Origin of the sequence: Paenibacillus sp. FSL R5-0378, assembly GCF_038009285.1 — a bacterium.
Taxonomy (GTDB): domain Bacteria; phylum Bacillota; class Bacilli; order Paenibacillales; family Paenibacillaceae; genus Paenibacillus_AQ; species Paenibacillus_AQ favisporus.
The window spans coordinates 974052-989874 of the sequence record NZ_JBBPAY010000001.1; the positions used below are offsets into that span (position 1 = coordinate 974052).

Below are 15823 nucleotides of genomic sequence, written 5' to 3' on the forward strand. Positions count from 1 at the left end.
AGGAAGAAAGGGGCTGGCGTGCCAGCCCCTTTCTCACTTTTCCGCCGATAAACCCGTTAAACTGAATCCGTACCATAAGTAACGGTAAATGTTTTATAGAATTTGTTAGCCTTTGGACAACTTGTCCCTCTTCCGTATCGTGGGAGGACTTGAGGGGGAGATGTGCTTAATTTTAAGGTGCGCTTCTAGTGTATTTCGAAGCTGGTCACTGGATATCCTAGGCATGGGTTCCCAATAGACCATAAAAGGAATGAGTTTTGTGAAAACAGATCAATCACAATTAACGGCAGCGGAGATGGGGAAACTTTGGGCAACGTATGTTGGAAATACGATGGGAAAATGCGTGCTTAGTTATTATCTCCAGCATGTGAACGATAAAGAAATTAAAAAAATTTTACAATTTGCCCAGGGGTTATGTGAAGATTATATACAGGATATCGAAGCCATTTTTAAACAAGCGGCTTTTCCCATACCGGTCGGGTTTACGAAGGACGACGTAAATCTGGAAGCACCCCGACTGTATGAAGATGACTTTTATCTTCATTACTTACAGTATCTGGGCAAAGCTGGGATGAGTATTTATAGCGTGGCTATACCTTTAGTAACGAGGAAAGATATCCGGGACTTTTTTGTCAAGACCCTTCATGATACGAGCCAATTAATGGTTCGGGTCAATGATGTTTTGCTTTCCAAAAATGCATCAATAAATCCACCCGTCATTCCTCCTCCCGAAGGAGTTGATTTTATTACCAAACAGAGCTTCTTAAATGTATTTTTTGGAAACGGGAGACCGCTGCAAGGCTTGGAAATTGCCCATTTATACGGAAACATGAACAACGACATCACAAGTAAAGCCATTATTACTGGCTTTGTTCAGGTGGCAAAAAGTGAAAAAGTCAGACAATATTTAGAACGCGGAAAGAATCTTAACCAAAAACATATTGATCAGATGTCGGATAAATTGTCCAAAGACGGTTTGCCATCTCCTTCGCTCATTGATCATCTGGTCAGACCATCAACGGAGTCTCCTTTCTCAGACAAACTGATGGTTTATCATAAAATCGATATGTTTGCCATGAAGATCCGGGAATACGCCAATGGTGCCTCACTTAGTGCAAGAAAAGATGTTGCCGCCTTATTTGCAAAATGTCAGTTGCAAGTATCGTTATATGTAGAAGATGGTGCCAATATTATGATTGACCATGGCTGGTTGGAGCAACCTCCAGAAGCTATAGACCGAGATGAGGTACAGGCGGGACATTAAAAGCTTGATCTAGAAACTGTTTTGGGCACCATAGTTGAATCTAGTGAGCTATAGGTATAGGAAGGGCCATCCTTTACAGGATGGCCTTTAAGCTTGCGGTTACAGACAGCCGGGTGATCCGTACCCTAAGTACGGCGAAAATGACCGCTAATGGAGTACTCACTGATAGATGAGTTCACGTTCGTTCTGCTTTTCATACATATCCCAATACGTTTGGGCGATTCGATCAGGGTCGAAATTTGTGTTCACCGCAACTGTACCAGCAATGGTGATGGTGCCCACATGAATGCCATGAGGCTTCAATTCTTCTCCTAATGTATAGGCTAAGCTGCGTAGAGCGGCTTTTCCGACAGACAAAGAAGCTAATTCATAAGCAGGAGTTAGGGCAAATCCACCGCCTGTGAACAAGATCGTTCCACTCTTCCGTTCAATGAAGTCGGGAATAACTTGTAAAGCACTGCTTAGAGCCCCAACCACATTGACATTAAGATCGTCCAACAACTCGGCCTCCGTTAGTTTCGATGCAGTCCCCAGTTTAATAACAGCTGCATTATAGACTAGTACCTCCGGGATTCCATGATTTCTTTTGATCTGCTGGAACGCGGTTTGAAGAGAGTCCGCATCCGCAGCATTCGCTGTTGTTCCATATGCCTCTATGCTCTGGGCCTCCAGGCTCTTTACAAGCTCGCCCAGCGATTTTTCATTCCTGGCGACAAGAATAACTTTGAACCCTTTCAAACCGAATATTTTAGCTACGCCAGAACTCACTCCGGGACCTGCCCCAACAATTACAATAGATTTTTTGCCCATATAGACTCGCTCCTTCAATTTGGATTCCAATGTACTCCACAAATTATATTTGATAGTATGGGAATGCTACATGGGGCAACCAAGGTGTTTATCATCATTCGCTAAGGAAATCAAACCATTTAGCTTCATACGCTTATAGAATATAAGGGGTGGGTCACTTGGATCAGGTTGATAAGAATCTCCTGTTAGTTTTGCAGGACAATGCAAGGATCTCCATGACAGAACTAGGCAGGATGGTTGGGCTAACCCAGCCTGCTGTAACGGAGAGAGTTCGGCGGATGGAGGAAAGGGGAGTGATTAAAGAGTATCGGGCGGTCGTCGCAAGAGAAAAGATAGGTAAACATACAATGGCGGCTATTTGGCTGCGCGCAACGAATTGCGAATCACTTTATGCTTTCTGCCAATCCGCCCAGGAAGTGATTGAGTGCCACAGGATAAGCGGGGGAGAGTATAATCACTTGTTGAAGGTAGTTACCGCGTCACTGCCGGATTTAGAGATGTTTGAGAACGAAATCGTAAAGTACGGGAAATTTGCAACGTCCATCGTACTTTCTTCCCCTATTGAAAATAAATCCCTGGCCGCGGTCGTCCCCGAGTCTAATTAACGACTTAGCCAGGTGGTTTGAAGAAAGTGCAATCTATCGGATTTGGGGATGCTTTGGCCGACCCCTCCAGGGAACTAAATCCCTTTTAATACCTCTTCCGTTGTGCGAATCCGCCCCATCCTCGGGAAAATAACATCCCGTACATGCTCATGCTCAGCCTTCGTGAACCCGGTCATGGCGTCAATCGCGAAAATGATATCATATCCGTGCTGAAAAGCTTCTCTGGCGGTTGTATCCACACCGATCCCTGATGTTATACCGCAGATGACGATGGTATCAATGTTTCGGCGGCGCAGTTGAAGATCAAGATCTGTCCCGTGGAAGGCCCCCCATTGCTTTTTGGAGATGATATGATCCGTTTCAGTGACACCGAGTTCGGGAACAAATTCGTCCCAGCCTTCGACCAGATTTAGTTTGGGAGGCGCGGTATCCAGCTTAGGGCTGAGCATATCTTTGAAGTCTTTACTGGATACATGCACGAGCGCCACAAAAGCCCCATGACTGCGGAAAAGCTGGGTCAGCTTGGCTGCATTGGCAATGACCGCTTCCGCGGAATAAGGCGCATACTGCTGACCTATCCATTTTTGGAGATCGATGACGACCAGAGCTGTTCTGTTCCAATCGATTAACGGTTCTCTTTGCCCGCTATGCGTATGATTGTCATGAAGTTGATTCATAGGAAACCCTCCGCCTAATCTTGTAATGTAATGATGACGGAATCAGTATAAATTAGGCCGTGGTGATTAACGAGAGAGTGGATTATCCTAGGAGTGATTCTCCTAGAATACATAGATTTTATGAAGATATGTGAAGGATTTTGACGCAAAGTGCTGAATATGTAAACGGGATGTTTGTTTCTACCAGTCTATGTAAACAATATTTAGAAGACTAACAAAATCGTCAGTCAGCTTGTGAAATATAGATATCTGGAAATTAGGGAAAACGAGGGATGGAAATGTCGTATATCGTTGATTTTCAAAATGTATCTACGGTGGGTTTAGAATCTTCACCTGTCGCTGAAGCCCTTGCCGGTTTGCGCGCGAATGAAGCCCGTTACTTTATGAATAAGTACAAGCATGAATTTACGGTTGTGCCCGCCAGCGAAAGCCAGGAGACCCTGGATTATGTGAACCGGATTTTGAAAGAAGAACGGGATATTGAGTTTGCGGCCAAACCTTTGGAAACATCGCGTTTTCAAGTGGAAAATATCCAAATGGCCTACGTTTTTTATGCGGACGGTCTCGCACTCAATGTCATGTATACCGTGGATGACCCGAAGAAACGGGCCGTCGGTTTCAAGCTTTCGGAAGGGATGGAGATACCCCAAGAGCTGGAAGGGAAGTTTAAGTTTGCGAGGCAGAAGTCCAAGCTGGCCGGAACGATTCGGGGTTCGTTTTTTGTCATTAAAGGGGAATATTAAGCTCGGCATAGGACGCGAAGCAATCAAATCAAAACATAAACGGGACAGGCGGGGCAGACCATGCTCTCCTGTCCTTTGTCTTTTTAAGAACGCCAGCCTACAACACATCTCTGCTCTCGCGATCCTACTCCTCGACGGCAATGCCGGCAGCTCTCAAATGACCATAGGTCACGATGTTACTGAACTGGGAAGATACCTCAGCCGCGGACAGGGGCCGGTCGTTTTTGATCCACCAAATCACGATCCCCATGAAAGCCGATACGAGGTATTCAAGCAGCAATTCTTTAGATACCGCTAACGGCGAATCCCCCTGCGCAGGACTCCACCCCTCATCCAGTTTGCCTTTGATGATCGCCTCCATTTTTGCTCGAAACGGATAGATTCTGCTCTCCTCCACCAACATGGCATAGTACAAAGTAATACTCCCCGAAATGTGTTCCAGAACGGCTTGCATGACGGTCTCCAGTCTGGACAGACGGAAAGGGTTCATATGAAATGGGCAAAGCACGACGGTCTGCTGCAATTCGCTTAACAGCTCGTCCATACATGTATCTAATAAATCCGGCTTGTTCTGGTAGTGAAGATAAAACGTGTTTCGATTGATCATCGCCCGGTCGGCGATATCCTGGATCGTGATCGCTTCGTATCCTTTTTCCTGAATCAGCTCATAAAATGCCTTTCGGATCGATTGTTTCGTGCGCACAATTCTTAGATCGGTCTTCTTTTTGTTCATATGAATTTCGCTCTCCTACAAGAAATTTAAGGCGTTAAGCGACAAATCCGTGCGAAATGCCTCTTATCCTGCAAAACTCAAAATATTGAATATTGAGGGTACTATGGTTCCTTATTATAATGAGCACAAGATAAATAAACAACATCGTGTTCATTATTTATCTGATGACGATAAATGGTGCGAGATCAGGACCGGTCCATCAAGCGCAAACGTTAATTTTAACTTTCGATATCAAAGGGAGGATATTTCGATGACATTCAACGATCATAATGAGCTTGTTCTTAAGGCAACCGCTGTGCTGGAAAGCTTGGAGAGCGGCAGCCCCGAAGCGATTACGGCTTACGTTCATCCGGATAAATATACTCAGCACAACCAAGCCTTACCTGATGGCCGTGATGCCATGCTAGGTGCGCTGGCTCATTTAAAGGAAAACGGTACGAAGGTCAGCATTAAACGTGCTTTGGTCGACGGGGATTTGGTGGTCCTCCATTCCGTATATGAATTCTTCGGTCCTAAGATCGGGATTGATATTTTCCGTTTTGAACATGGACTCATCGTCGAGCATTGGGACAATTTGCAGGAGATGGTGGAGAAGACGCCAAGCGGCCATACGATGATTGACGGACCGGTCACGGTTCAGGATATCGATAAGACGGACGCGAACAAAGGGCTTGTCCAAAGCTATGTTGAGAACATTTTGTTTGGGAAACATCCGGAGCTGCTGAACTCCTATTTTGACGGGGATCGTTACATCCAGCATAGTCCGCATATTGGGGATGGCCTTTCGGGACTGCATGCGGCACTCCAGGCGCTATCGGAGAGAAATATTGAATTTCAATATACTCAGCTCCATCAGGTCATTGGCCAAGGCGATTTTGTGCTTACGGTAAGCGAAGGTTTGTTTGATGGCCAGCCTACGGCTTTTTACGATTTGTTCCGCGTGGAGAACGGAAAGATCGCCGAGCATTGGGACGTAGTCGAAGCCATCCTGCCGGCAGAAAAGCGGAAAAATTCGAACAGCCGGTTTTAAGGCTTGGGGGGATAGAAAGGCATCGCCGAATCATTGCGGCGGTGTCAGCTTTGCTCACCAATGAGAAGGGTGAGGTATTGTTGCTTAGAACCCATTGGCGTTCAGATACATGGGAGATGCCGGGTGGAAATGTTGAATTAGGTGAACCTCTTGATCAGGCGATCTGCAGGGAGTTTCTTGAAGAAACGGCTAATAAGGGACGACCGCCACAGTCGGAGGTCCGGCTGTAATTTGCCGGAGCTGTTGGCGCAGAACGATGCCGAACTGAAAGAGGGATTTTCGCAACCGCTTTGCAATCGCGGTTGCGAAAATCCCTATTATTCTGCAGCGCTAATGTAGTTAACTTACCTCGGCCTTAACCGTTTATTTTTTCGCATATCCTTGCTTGTTCAAATAGTTCATCATTTGAGGGAGAGTACTTCTCTGGAGATGATCTTGGATATGGTCACTCCATCCCTTTACTTTTTTCACTGTGAAGGGAGCCATAACCGGACGGCTCTCATAATACTTCAACATGGCTTCATCATAGGTGGCTAATTTCTCTTGATCCAGTGGTTGATATTGATTTTCTTGCAAGACCATGGATTGAGGCAGCCGCGGCTTAAGTTCAGGTTTATCTCCTGCCGGGGTACCCAAGCATAATCCCACCAAAGGTATCACATACTTCGGTAATTTCAACAGGTCAGATAATTCGTTAATATTAGCTCTGACAGCCCCGATAAATACACCGCCAAGTCCCATGGATTCGGCTGCTGTTAAGGCATTTTGTGCCATTAGTCCAGCGTCGAACGTACCAACCAACAGAAATTCAATATATTCAATATCCACCACTGGGGCAATTTGATGATTACGGTTGAAATCTGCACAAAAAATCCAAAACTCTGCTGCTTCTTCAATATAGGGTTGATCCATACTGAGTTGCATCACTTTTTTTCGCAGAACAGGATTTGTGATTCGAATAATCGAAACGGCTTGAAGAAGACTGGAAGATGAAGTTTGACTGACTGCTTTAAAGATTGCTTCTCGCTGTTCTTCTGTCAAGGATTTATTGGTAAAAGATCGCACAGATGCATGATTATGAAGCAGTGAAATGGTTTCATTCATGTAATCCATCTCCATATTTATTTGATATAATAACTCCGTATTGATAAGGAACTCACATGTTTTTGCGTGTTCCCTACTCTCCTTTAAGCTGTATAGGCTCAGAGTTGAATCACCTTTTTGCTATAATTACATTAAGACTGCTAACTAAATATTGGCCAATGTTGTTCTGTCCCGGTGACATTGACACTATCATAAAATTTTTCGTTGGGTCCGCAAAGAGGGCAATATAAATGAACATAGTACAACTTTTTGTACCTTCAGGGGGGATATCAATGAGGGTCTGTAATGAAGGATTTGATAAAGCGTTCATCGATGAAAACAGGGATATGTACGCGATATCCTTTACCCAATATGTCCTTTCAGGACGTTGGAAATACTTTATATTATGGTATCTAAGAGGAGAAACGCGTCGCTATACGGACATCAAAAAATTTCTTGGCGGTTTATCGCAAGGCTCTCTCACAAAGCAGCTTAGAGAGTTGGAGCAAGATGGAGTCATTAAACGTGATGTTTATCCAGAAGTTCCTCCTCGGGTAGAGTATTCGCTTACAGACAAGGGGAATAAATTACTGCCGATCCTTGAGAAGATGGAGGACTTCGGTAGAGAGTATGGATAACAAAATTAATGTACTATGACCCCGAAGTGTTCAATATTTTGAGGGAAAAAGCCAGCATTTAGTCTTTGGAAAGGGGATTCACTACTGCCTTGAGTGGTTTACGAATGGGGAAATGATCGATATAAAAATGGATGAATCCAATATTGGGGAATACATCACAAGACCACAGCAACGCTCCAGATTATTAGACGCCATGAATGCTAAATGCTTTGTGCCTCCTTTGAAGCATGGGAAGTAAACCCTGATTATAGGTTACTGCATAAATTGGAAGGGAACACGAACGATAATGATGGTTAAAAACCGCCGCACCCACTATTTTTGTACATAAAAATTAAATATCGCAGCATTCAGCCAAATAAAAAAGCCCTCACGGAAGAACAATACGTTGTAGATTGCACTTGACACCATCGTGTCGGTGATATAGCATTAATCCTAATAATTAAACTACGTTGAAAAGGAATAGTACGGTTTTCTAAGCGAACAGAGAGCTGTTGGCCGGTGTGAAACAGCCGTGGAGAAAATTGGAACTCACCTTGGAGTTGCTCGCTGAAACAGTAAAGTAGGTGGAGCCGGAGCCTGACCGTTATCATCAGGAGGATCCAGGTTTGTCTGTGTATGCAAACCGTATCCGTAGAGTGCATGCCGGCGTTGGCATGAATTCGGAGTGGTACCGCGTAAGATGTTAAAGTCTTTCGTCTCTGTAATGGAGATGAAAGGCTTTTTTTGCGCCTCCGATCTTTGGCAGATTAGCATAGGAATCGACGAAAGGAAGGGTATCCATGAAAAATGTAAACAAATACGACAGAGGATATTTTATGCCGCCGGAGACCAGCCTGAACTGGACCCGGAAGGAATATATTACGGAGGCGCCGATTTGGTGCAGCGTTGACCTTCGTGACGGCAATCAGGCGTTGATCGTTCCGATGAATCTGGAGGAGAAGCTGGAATACTTCAAGCTGCTTGTAGAAATCGGATTCAAGGAGATCGAGGTCGGATTTCCTGCAGCTTCGGAAACGGAATTTGCCTTTTTGCGCACATTGATCGAGCAGGATTTGATCCCGGACGACGTGACGATCCAGGTGCTGACCCAGTCGAGAGAGCACATCATCCGCAAAACGTTCGAATCGCTGAAGGGCGCGAAAAAAGCCGTCGTCCATCTGTACAACTCCACCTCCGTGGCGCAGCGGGAGCAGGTATTCCGCAAATCCAAGGAAGAGATTATTGATATCGCTGTGAGCGGCGCCAAGCTGCTGAAGGAGTGCGCGCAGGAGACGGAAGGGAACTTCCAGTTCCAATATTCGCCGGAGAGCTTTACCGGCACGGAGATCGAGTTTGCGCTGGACATCTGCAACAGTGTGCTTGATGTATGGCAGCCGACCGCAGAGAATACGGTCATTATCAATCTTCCGGCTACGGTATCCATGTCGATGCCTCACGTCTACGCCAGCCAGATCGAGTATATGAGCGAGCATCTGAACTTCCGGGAACATGTCATTCTGTCGGTTCATCCGCATAATGACAGAGGCACGGGCGTGGCGGACGCCGAGCTCGGCATGCTGGCCGGAGCTCAGCGCGTCGAAGGCACATTGTTCGGAAACGGGGAACGGACGGGGAACGTGGACATTGTGACGCTGGCGCTCAACATGTACTCTCACGGAGTCGATCCGAAGCTGAATTTTGAGAACATTCCGGCGATTGCTTCCGTGTACGAACGGCTGACCAAAATGAGAGTGGGCGAAAGACATCCTTACGGAGGCGAGCTGGTATTCACCGCGTTCTCTGGTTCGCATCAGGATGCCATTGCCAAAGGAATGAAATGGCGCGAGGAAAAGGATCCGCAGCATTGGTCAGTCCCTTATCTGCTGATTGATCCGATGGACATCGGCAGGGAATACGAAGGCGACATTATCCGCATCAACAGCCAGTCCGGCAAAGGCGGAATCGGATACGTGCTGCAGCTGAAGTACGGACTTGACCTCCCGGCGAAAATGCGCGAAAACTTCGGATACTTCGTTAAAAACGTATCGGATCAGCAGCAGAAGGAACTGATGCCTGAGGAGATCTACGCTATTTTCTTGAAGGAATACGTGAATATCCAAACGCCTGTCGAGTTTGTGAAATACCGCATGACGGACAACGAAGACTTCCAAACGATCGTCACGATTCGTACCGGCAACGAAGTCAAGGAAATCGCCGGCAACGGAAACGGCAGACTCGATGCGATCAGCAATGCGCTGCAAACTGAGCTTGGGCTGGATTATTCCGATCTGGTCTATACGGAGCATGCTCTGGAAATAGGCTCGAAATCCCAAGCGGTGTCTTACATCGGGATCACGGCTTCCAACGGCAGTGTATATTGGGGATGCGGCATTGACGTTGATATTATGACGTCGTCGGTAAAAGCGCTCTTTAGTGCCGTGAATCAGTTTAGCCGCAATACCAATAACTGATCGGTTCCAGCTAGAAGGAAATTCGATCGTTTCATTCCCACCTAAAGAGGATGGGAGTACTCTCCCACATAAGAAAAGGAGCTGCCGCGGGCAGCTCCTTTTTTGTTTATTCGCCTATAGACACCTTAGAGAGGGGTCAGGACTTACAGAAAGTAGAAGGCCCCTTCACCGTTTGGGTGATGGGCACGTTCTTTACTGATCGATGTAGTCATCTGTTTCACGAATAGCATTAACAAACGTGGTCAGGGCGGCGGGGTTTTACCAGACGAAGACCTTGTCTTCTCCGCCAGCCTAGTAATCGACTCGATGTCTTGCTCGGTTAATTGATCAAAGAAATGCCTGCGTATGGCCCTGGAGGCGATAGGACGGGCATCTTCCAGCACGGATTTGCCGGCGGGAGTGATGATGACTTGAACGCCACGATCCGTGTTCAGCGGCTTCCTCCTCACGAGTCCACGTTTCTCCATCCGCGTCAAATGATGTGACAATCGGCTCTTATCCCAGTCCATCGAGTCGGCTAATTCCTGCTGGCGAAGGCTGCCGTCCCCAAACAGGTCTAACCGGTCCAAAACACCATAATCACCTTCCGATAGCCCGGTCTGCTCGGATATTTCCTTGATGACGCGGCCGAAGATGGTCTGGAAGGAGCCCTTCCACATATGCCATATTCGCATTTCTTCTTCATTCAGCTCGTTCTTATCCATAGAAACATCATATCATGGTTGACGCATCAACCACAACATGTTACAGTAGATACCAGGTTGACGCATCAACCAAATGTGATCGCACATGATAGGTTGAGATGCAACCGAGTTTTTTACCCATTAGGTTGACGTATCAACCCGATGGTCCATTCTGGATACGAAGTTGGCGCATCAGCCTGGAGCATTTACAAATACCATACTTCAATGCACGAAAGGAGATTTTTTTAGATGCAGGATAAACCCGTCGCCCTGGTTACCGGGGCCAACAAAGGAATCGGCCATCAAATTGCCAAAGATCTCGCTGCACACGGCTTCACCGTACTCGTCGGGTCGCGCAGCCTTAAGAATGGGGAGGAGGCAGCAAAAAGTATAGGAGCAGACGCACGCGCCCTCCAGCTCGACGTCACGAATCAGGCCTCCGTCGACGCCGCGGCAGAGCATATCCGCCGAGAGCTCGGCCGACTCGACGTGCTCGTTAACAATGCGGGCATCTCGCATGCGGGCAATCCGGACCGGCCGCTCGAGGAGATCGCGGAATCGTGCCGGCCCAGCGTCGCTTCTCTTGACGAGGTGCGCTCGGTGTTCGAGACGAACGTGTTTGGCGTTATCGCGGTCACCCAAGCGATGCTGCCGCTTCTGCGTGAGGCGCCGGCGGCACGCATCGTCAACGTATCCAGCGAAGCGGGGTCGTTGACGCTCAACGCCGACCCGGCCAATCCGCATCGTCCGATGTTCGGTGCCGTATACAGCCCGTCGAAGACCGCCCTCAACGCCGTGACGCTTGCTTTCGCCATCGAACTCGAGTCGGCGGGCATCAAGGTCAACGCAGCATGCCCGGGCTTTACCGGGACGGACCTCAACAACTTCGCGGGCACGCGCACCGTCGAACAGGGGGCACGCGAACCCGTGCGAATGGCGCTCCTCGATGAGAACGGTCCGACAGGCACGTTTTCGAACGAGGACGGCCCACTCCCGTGGTAATGCAGCTTCTAGTGGTTGATATCAACCACCCCTAATCTCTCTCAACGAAAGGAACTTTAATTATGGAAATCAACGTTAATACATCTACTCCGATCATCTCGGTAAAACCGGTAGTGCTGCCCGCGCCGGAACGGGGTGAGGATCTGCAAGTGCGGGTGTCTGCGCCCGCAACGGGGCATGATCTGCCCATCATTGTTTTCTCCCATGGCTTTGGCTCGTCGATGGACGGCTATGCTCCCTTGGTGGACTTCTGGGCCGCACACGGCTTCGTGGTTATTCAACCTACCCACCTTGACTCGAGAACGCTGAATCTTCCACCTGAAGATTCCCGAACACCGCTGATCTGGCGCATTCGGGTCGATGACCTGAAGCACATCCTCGACCAGCTTGACCTGATTGAGGCTTCTGTGCCTGGTCTCAGCGGACGCCTCAATCGGAGCCGCATTGCCGCAGCCGGACACTCCTGGGGAGGCCAGACGGTGAGCACGCTGCTCGGCGCCCGTGTCCTTGATGCCGACGGTAAGCCGGGTGAGGACATGTCCGACCCGCGGATTCAGGCGGGATTGCTGCTTGCCACGACGGGCAAGGGCGGAGCCGACTTAAGCCCATTCGCGGCCGAGCACTTCCCCTTCATGAATCCGAGCTTCGCGGACATGAATACGCCGACCCTCGTGGTCGCGGGGGACCAGGATCAGTCCCGGCTGTCCACACGGGGCCCGGACTGGTTCGCCGATCCGTACTTCCTGAGCCCGGGCAGCAAGAGTTTGCTCACTCTTTTCGGGGGAGAGCACTCGCTGGGCGGAATTCCCGGGTACAACGTCACGGAGACGACGGACGAGAACCCCGAACGGGTCGCCCTGCTCCAGCGGGTCACTTGGGCTTATCTGCGCAGCGTGCTTGGCATCGAAGATTCCAGCTGGGCGGCAGCCTGCACGATTCTGGAAGAAGGGGCCAACCCGCTGGGCCGTATCGAGTCGAAGTAAGGGCTTGATGGGCGTGCCGGCCTGAGAGTCATATGAAGCCCCCACCGGCCGCGAGCATCCATTTGAAGTTCGGTGACGGGACAACTTTCCAGGACGATAGTCAAACAAGCGATATAACAACGGCCATCCCTAAAAAGGATGGCCTTTAAACTTGCCGTTATAGGCGGGGTCGTGAAGCTTGCCACAAACCAAAAGTTTGGGGGAGCACCAACAATGGGATACCTAAACACATCAACATGACGCCTGCTTTATCCCGCAAACATCCACTCCGTTCATCGCGAGTTTTATGTTTGAGGAAAGAACTGATATGATAAAAGAAAGTATTGCTGATACAGACACATGTTGTGAGATTGCGATACACTGTAAACAGGAGGGATTTAAATGATATCTAACCGGAGCGTCCAGATTGGTCCGCCGCGTTTCGCCACTGCCGTACATGCCCTGATCTTGCTTGCCAAATGCGAAGGAATGCTTTCCAGCGCGGCCATAGCCTGCGATGTCCAATCACATGCCACATTCCTCCGCAGAGTATTGGCGCAGCTCACGCATAGCGGAATGGTCGAAGCGAGAGAAGGACGGAACGGGGGCTACTATCTAAAGCGCCGTCCGGATCAAATTACGTTGGCGGATATATATTTGGCTGTAAAATCGGATTGCTGCGAACAAGAGGTTCAGGAGCAATGCGCTTCGGGCCAACAAAAGCTTGAAGCGATTATGGGAGAAGTGCAGAATCAGACGATCGAATTGCTCAAGCAGCATACGTTAGCCGATTTGATGCAATAATAATTACCGGATTGCAATGTGAGCCGAAACGTTATATACTGTGTTCATGTAAGTTGCAGTTGGTGGCCCGACTGCATTTTATTTTAAGATATACTGTGCCTGTACTGAGCACAGTAATTACGAGGAGGAGAGAAACATGTCCGTTTCACAATTGTCACAAACCGTGGAGCAGCAGCCATTTTTCAACGTTATTCAGGAACGGCGGTCCGTCCGCAGCTATGATCCCGAAGTGAAAATTTCGCGGGAGGAAATGAACGAAATCCTGCAGCAAGCTGCGCTGGCTCCTTCAGCCGCCAATCTGCAGCCGTGGCGATTCCTCGTCATCGACTCGCAGGAGCTGAAGCAAAAACTGTATCCGATTGCCTTCAATCAGCAGCAAGTGATCGAAGCTTCGGCTGTCATTGCGGTACTCGGAGATCTGGAGGGCTATAAACTGGCCGAGAAGATTTACGGAATGGCGGTTGATGCGGGTTACATGCCTGCAGACACTGCTCAATCCTTTGTGGAACGCTATCAAACGATGTTCGCGAGCATGCCTTCAGAGACTGTTCTCCAGAAAATATCTATTGACGGTGGATTGGTATCCATGCAGCTTATGCTTGTCGCCCGTGCCAAAGGATATGATACAGTTCCGATGGGCGGCTTTGATCATGCTAAATTTGCAGAAGCGTTCGATATTCCAGAGAGATACGCTCCTATTATGCTTATCGCCATCGGCAAGGCGGCAAATCCCGGACACCCGACATTAAGACTGCCGATGGAGGATGTCGCTTTCTTCAACGAAATGCCTAAGGAATAATAATCATCATTCAAGCATGAAAAAAACACCCGAGGATATGAACTGTATCTCAGCGGTTTGGACGATACCGTTCCATCAGCATATAAAAGACAGAAACCACTCCAGATCATGGAGTGGTTTTTTAGCGGAATTTACATTCGTGCGCCGGGAGCAGATTCGTTACGGAAAGCCTGACGGCCGATCAGGCCGACTCCCAGCGCCAGCAAGGTTAGGACTGCTGCTAACAAGTATAGGTTCACAATGCCGAGCCATTCGGCAAGGGCAGCCATCACAAGCAGCGAAATACAGAACACCAGATTCAGCAAGGAGGCTTGGGCGGACAGCACTTTCGGCAGCACCCCTTTGTCAACGCTGCGCTGAATCAAGGTGCGGCGGTTGATCACCGAAAGCTCAGCGAATGGGCCCATCAGCAGGACGAGAATGAGCGCGATAAGGGGCTGGGTGTTGAGGGCGTATATGGCGGTGAGGATGCCATACCCCGCCATGCCGATCAGCATGGCGGCCAGAAGGCTGCTGCCGATGGCACGTGAAATGGCCAGAACCAGCAGTCCGCCGCCGACTGTCCCCGCAAAATAAGCCGCATTAATGAAGCCCCACCACTCTTCGCCTTGGCCAAGCGCAGTCTGAACGAAGGCCAGCGTAAAAGCGCCGACCCATACCGAACCGCCCAGCATTTCGATGATGTCCATGAAGGTCAGCAGCCGCAGGCGCGGCATTTGCCAGATGATTTTCCAGCCCTCGGTCAAGGTGTGCCATCTGGAAGCTGGAGCCGCTGCTAAGCTGTCGTCAGGCGCTGCGTCGGTCGGCTGCTGTTCAAGATGGGCTTCCGCCGGCTCCTTGACGCCTAGTGTAAAAGCCGCTGCCAGCCCGTAGACGACGGCCGTCACCAACAGTGTTGGACTGGGTCCAAGCAAGGCGACAATAACGCCGCTGAGCCCCCAGCCGGCAAACTGTACCACCTGATCGCTGACGCTGATCAAGCTGTTGGCCTTGAGCAGGCCCTGCTCATGTGCGACGAGCCGCGGAACAAGCGCGTTGCGGGCGGGAACCGTCCACCCGTCCAGGAAAGACATGGCGAAGACCAGCGCAAACACCAGAACAAACACAGCGTCCTTTCCGGTAAGCTGCAGGTAAACGGCCAAGCCTACGAACAGCAGAAACTGGCCCGTCTGCGAGAGGAGCAGCAGGGATGGAAGTTTGAAGCGGTTCAACAGCAGCGGCGCGATCAGGCCGCTCAGCATTTGGGCGCCGCTGCGCATCAGCGGCATAAACGCCGCCGATATGAGTGATTCGGTCTGGTTTAATACCAGCACCGTAAGCGCCATAATGTAGAGCACATCCGCGGCGTTTGCCGCCGTCTGGGTGGTCCACAGGAAATAGAAAGGCCGGGTTAAGAAGGATGATTTCATGGCGGTCAAAGTCTCCGTTCCTACGTGCATGATGCAAAAAGCTTGTAACAAGATTAAGAATACGGGAACTTGAAGTTTTTTACAATGAAGAAAAACACCTAATAGGGCAAGCACAGAGGCATCCTGTAAAA

General features: G+C 49.1%; 16 protein-coding genes, 1 pseudogene and 1 other annotated feature. Of the genes and pseudogenes, 11 read left to right on the forward strand and 6 right to left on the reverse strand.

The genetic code is table 11. The features are described from left to right. The first annotated feature begins 250 nt into the window (after window positions 1-250). Complete coding sequence (locus tag MKY74_RS04280) at window positions 251-1264, forward strand: DUF3231 family protein (RefSeq protein ID WP_076172388.1); 1014 nt, start codon at window positions 251-253, stop codon at window positions 1262-1264. A gap of 159 nt (window positions 1265-1423) precedes the next feature. Here the strand turns inward: MKY74_RS04280 and MKY74_RS04285 are convergent, their stop codons facing one another. After that, the gene (locus MKY74_RS04285; RefSeq protein WP_076172385.1) at window positions 1424-2074 is read right to left on the reverse strand and encodes an SDR family NAD(P)-dependent oxidoreductase; all 651 of its coding nucleotides are present in this window, start codon (window positions 2072-2074) and stop codon (window positions 1424-1426) included. A 158-nt stretch (window positions 2075-2232) separates the two neighbouring features. Here MKY74_RS04285 and MKY74_RS04290 point away from each other — a divergent pair, with 158 nt between their 5' ends. After that, the gene (locus MKY74_RS04290; RefSeq protein WP_076172383.1) at window positions 2233-2679 is read left to right on the forward strand and encodes an Lrp/AsnC family transcriptional regulator; all 447 of its coding nucleotides are present in this window, start codon (window positions 2233-2235) and stop codon (window positions 2677-2679) included. A gap of 74 nt (window positions 2680-2753) precedes the next feature. Here MKY74_RS04290 and MKY74_RS04295 read toward each other — a convergent pair whose 3' ends face one another. Then, window positions 2754-3356: an isochorismatase family protein gene (locus MKY74_RS04295; RefSeq protein WP_076172381.1), complete on the reverse strand. Its 603-nt coding sequence runs from the start codon at window positions 3354-3356 to the stop codon at window positions 2754-2756. A gap of 278 nt (window positions 3357-3634) precedes the next feature. On the opposite strand from MKY74_RS04295, the gene MKY74_RS04300 reads away from it, so the two are divergent. Further along, complete coding sequence (locus MKY74_RS04300; RefSeq protein WP_076172597.1) at window positions 3635-4099, forward strand: phage tail protein; 465 nt, start codon at window positions 3635-3637, stop codon at window positions 4097-4099. A 124-nt stretch (window positions 4100-4223) separates the two neighbouring features. On the opposite strand, the gene MKY74_RS04305 is transcribed toward MKY74_RS04300, so the two are convergent. Continuing rightward, on the reverse strand, window positions 4224-4832 hold the full coding sequence (locus MKY74_RS04305) for a TetR/AcrR family transcriptional regulator (protein ID WP_076172379.1): 609 nt from the start codon (window positions 4830-4832) through the stop codon (window positions 4224-4226). A gap of 250 nt (window positions 4833-5082) precedes the next feature. Here MKY74_RS04305 and MKY74_RS04310 point away from each other — a divergent pair, with 250 nt between their 5' ends. Both MKY74_RS04310 and MKY74_RS04315 read left to right on the forward strand, forming a co-directional pair. Next, window positions 5083-5862 (forward strand): nuclear transport factor 2 family protein, encoded by a 780-nt coding sequence (locus tag MKY74_RS04310; RefSeq protein ID WP_076172377.1) that lies wholly within the window; start codon window positions 5083-5085, stop codon window positions 5860-5862. 11 nt (window positions 5863-5873) lie between these two features. Next, a pseudogene (locus MKY74_RS04315) lies at window positions 5874-6068 on the forward strand (NUDIX domain-containing protein); the annotation flags it as partial. 157 nt (window positions 6069-6225) lie between these two features. On the opposite strand, the gene nfsA reads toward MKY74_RS04315, so the two are convergent. Further along, complete coding sequence (gene nfsA, locus MKY74_RS04320) at window positions 6226-6966, reverse strand: oxygen-insensitive NADPH nitroreductase (protein ID WP_076172375.1); 741 nt, start codon at window positions 6964-6966, stop codon at window positions 6226-6228. Between the two features lie 272 nt (window positions 6967-7238). On the opposite strand from nfsA, the gene MKY74_RS04325 reads away from it, so the two are divergent. Then, window positions 7239-7583 (forward strand): winged helix-turn-helix transcriptional regulator, encoded by a 345-nt coding sequence (locus MKY74_RS04325; RefSeq protein WP_076172373.1) that lies wholly within the window; start codon window positions 7239-7241, stop codon window positions 7581-7583. 440 nt (window positions 7584-8023) lie between these two features. Further along, window positions 8024-8286 (forward strand) — a binding site (T-box leader). A 76-nt stretch (window positions 8287-8362) separates the two neighbouring features. Beyond that, window positions 8363-10033 (forward strand): 2-isopropylmalate synthase, encoded by a 1671-nt coding sequence (gene leuA / locus MKY74_RS04330; protein ID WP_076172371.1) that lies wholly within the window; start codon window positions 8363-8365, stop codon window positions 10031-10033. A 242-nt stretch (window positions 10034-10275) separates the two neighbouring features. On the opposite strand, the gene MKY74_RS04335 is transcribed toward leuA, so the two are convergent. Then, on the reverse strand, window positions 10276-10737 hold the full coding sequence (locus MKY74_RS04335; protein WP_076172369.1) for a MarR family winged helix-turn-helix transcriptional regulator: 462 nt from the start codon (window positions 10735-10737) through the stop codon (window positions 10276-10278). Between the two features lie 228 nt (window positions 10738-10965). Here MKY74_RS04335 and MKY74_RS04340 point away from each other — a divergent pair, with 228 nt between their 5' ends. The 4 genes from MKY74_RS04340 (at window position 10966) to MKY74_RS04355 (ending at window position 14283) form a co-directional block, all read left to right on the forward strand. Next, entirely contained in the window at window positions 10966-11718 is a 753-nt protein-coding gene (locus tag MKY74_RS04340; protein ID WP_076172367.1) for an SDR family oxidoreductase, read from the forward strand. A gap of 62 nt (window positions 11719-11780) precedes the next feature. After that, window positions 11781-12701, forward strand: coding sequence for an alpha/beta hydrolase family protein (locus MKY74_RS04345; RefSeq protein ID WP_076172365.1), 921 nt, complete (start codon window positions 11781-11783; stop codon window positions 12699-12701). Window positions 12702-13082: 381 nt separating this feature from the next. Next, the gene (locus tag MKY74_RS04350) at window positions 13083-13484 is read left to right on the forward strand and encodes an RrF2 family transcriptional regulator (RefSeq protein WP_076172363.1); all 402 of its coding nucleotides are present in this window, start codon (window positions 13083-13085) and stop codon (window positions 13482-13484) included. A 136-nt stretch (window positions 13485-13620) separates the two neighbouring features. Next, window positions 13621-14283, forward strand: coding sequence for a nitroreductase family protein (locus MKY74_RS04355; RefSeq protein WP_076172361.1), 663 nt, complete (start codon window positions 13621-13623; stop codon window positions 14281-14283). A gap of 131 nt (window positions 14284-14414) precedes the next feature. Here the strand turns inward: MKY74_RS04355 and MKY74_RS04360 are convergent, their stop codons facing one another. Next, window positions 14415-15692 (reverse strand): MFS transporter, encoded by a 1278-nt coding sequence (locus MKY74_RS04360; protein ID WP_076172359.1) that lies wholly within the window; start codon window positions 15690-15692, stop codon window positions 14415-14417. Window positions 15693-15823 lie beyond the last annotated feature (131 nt).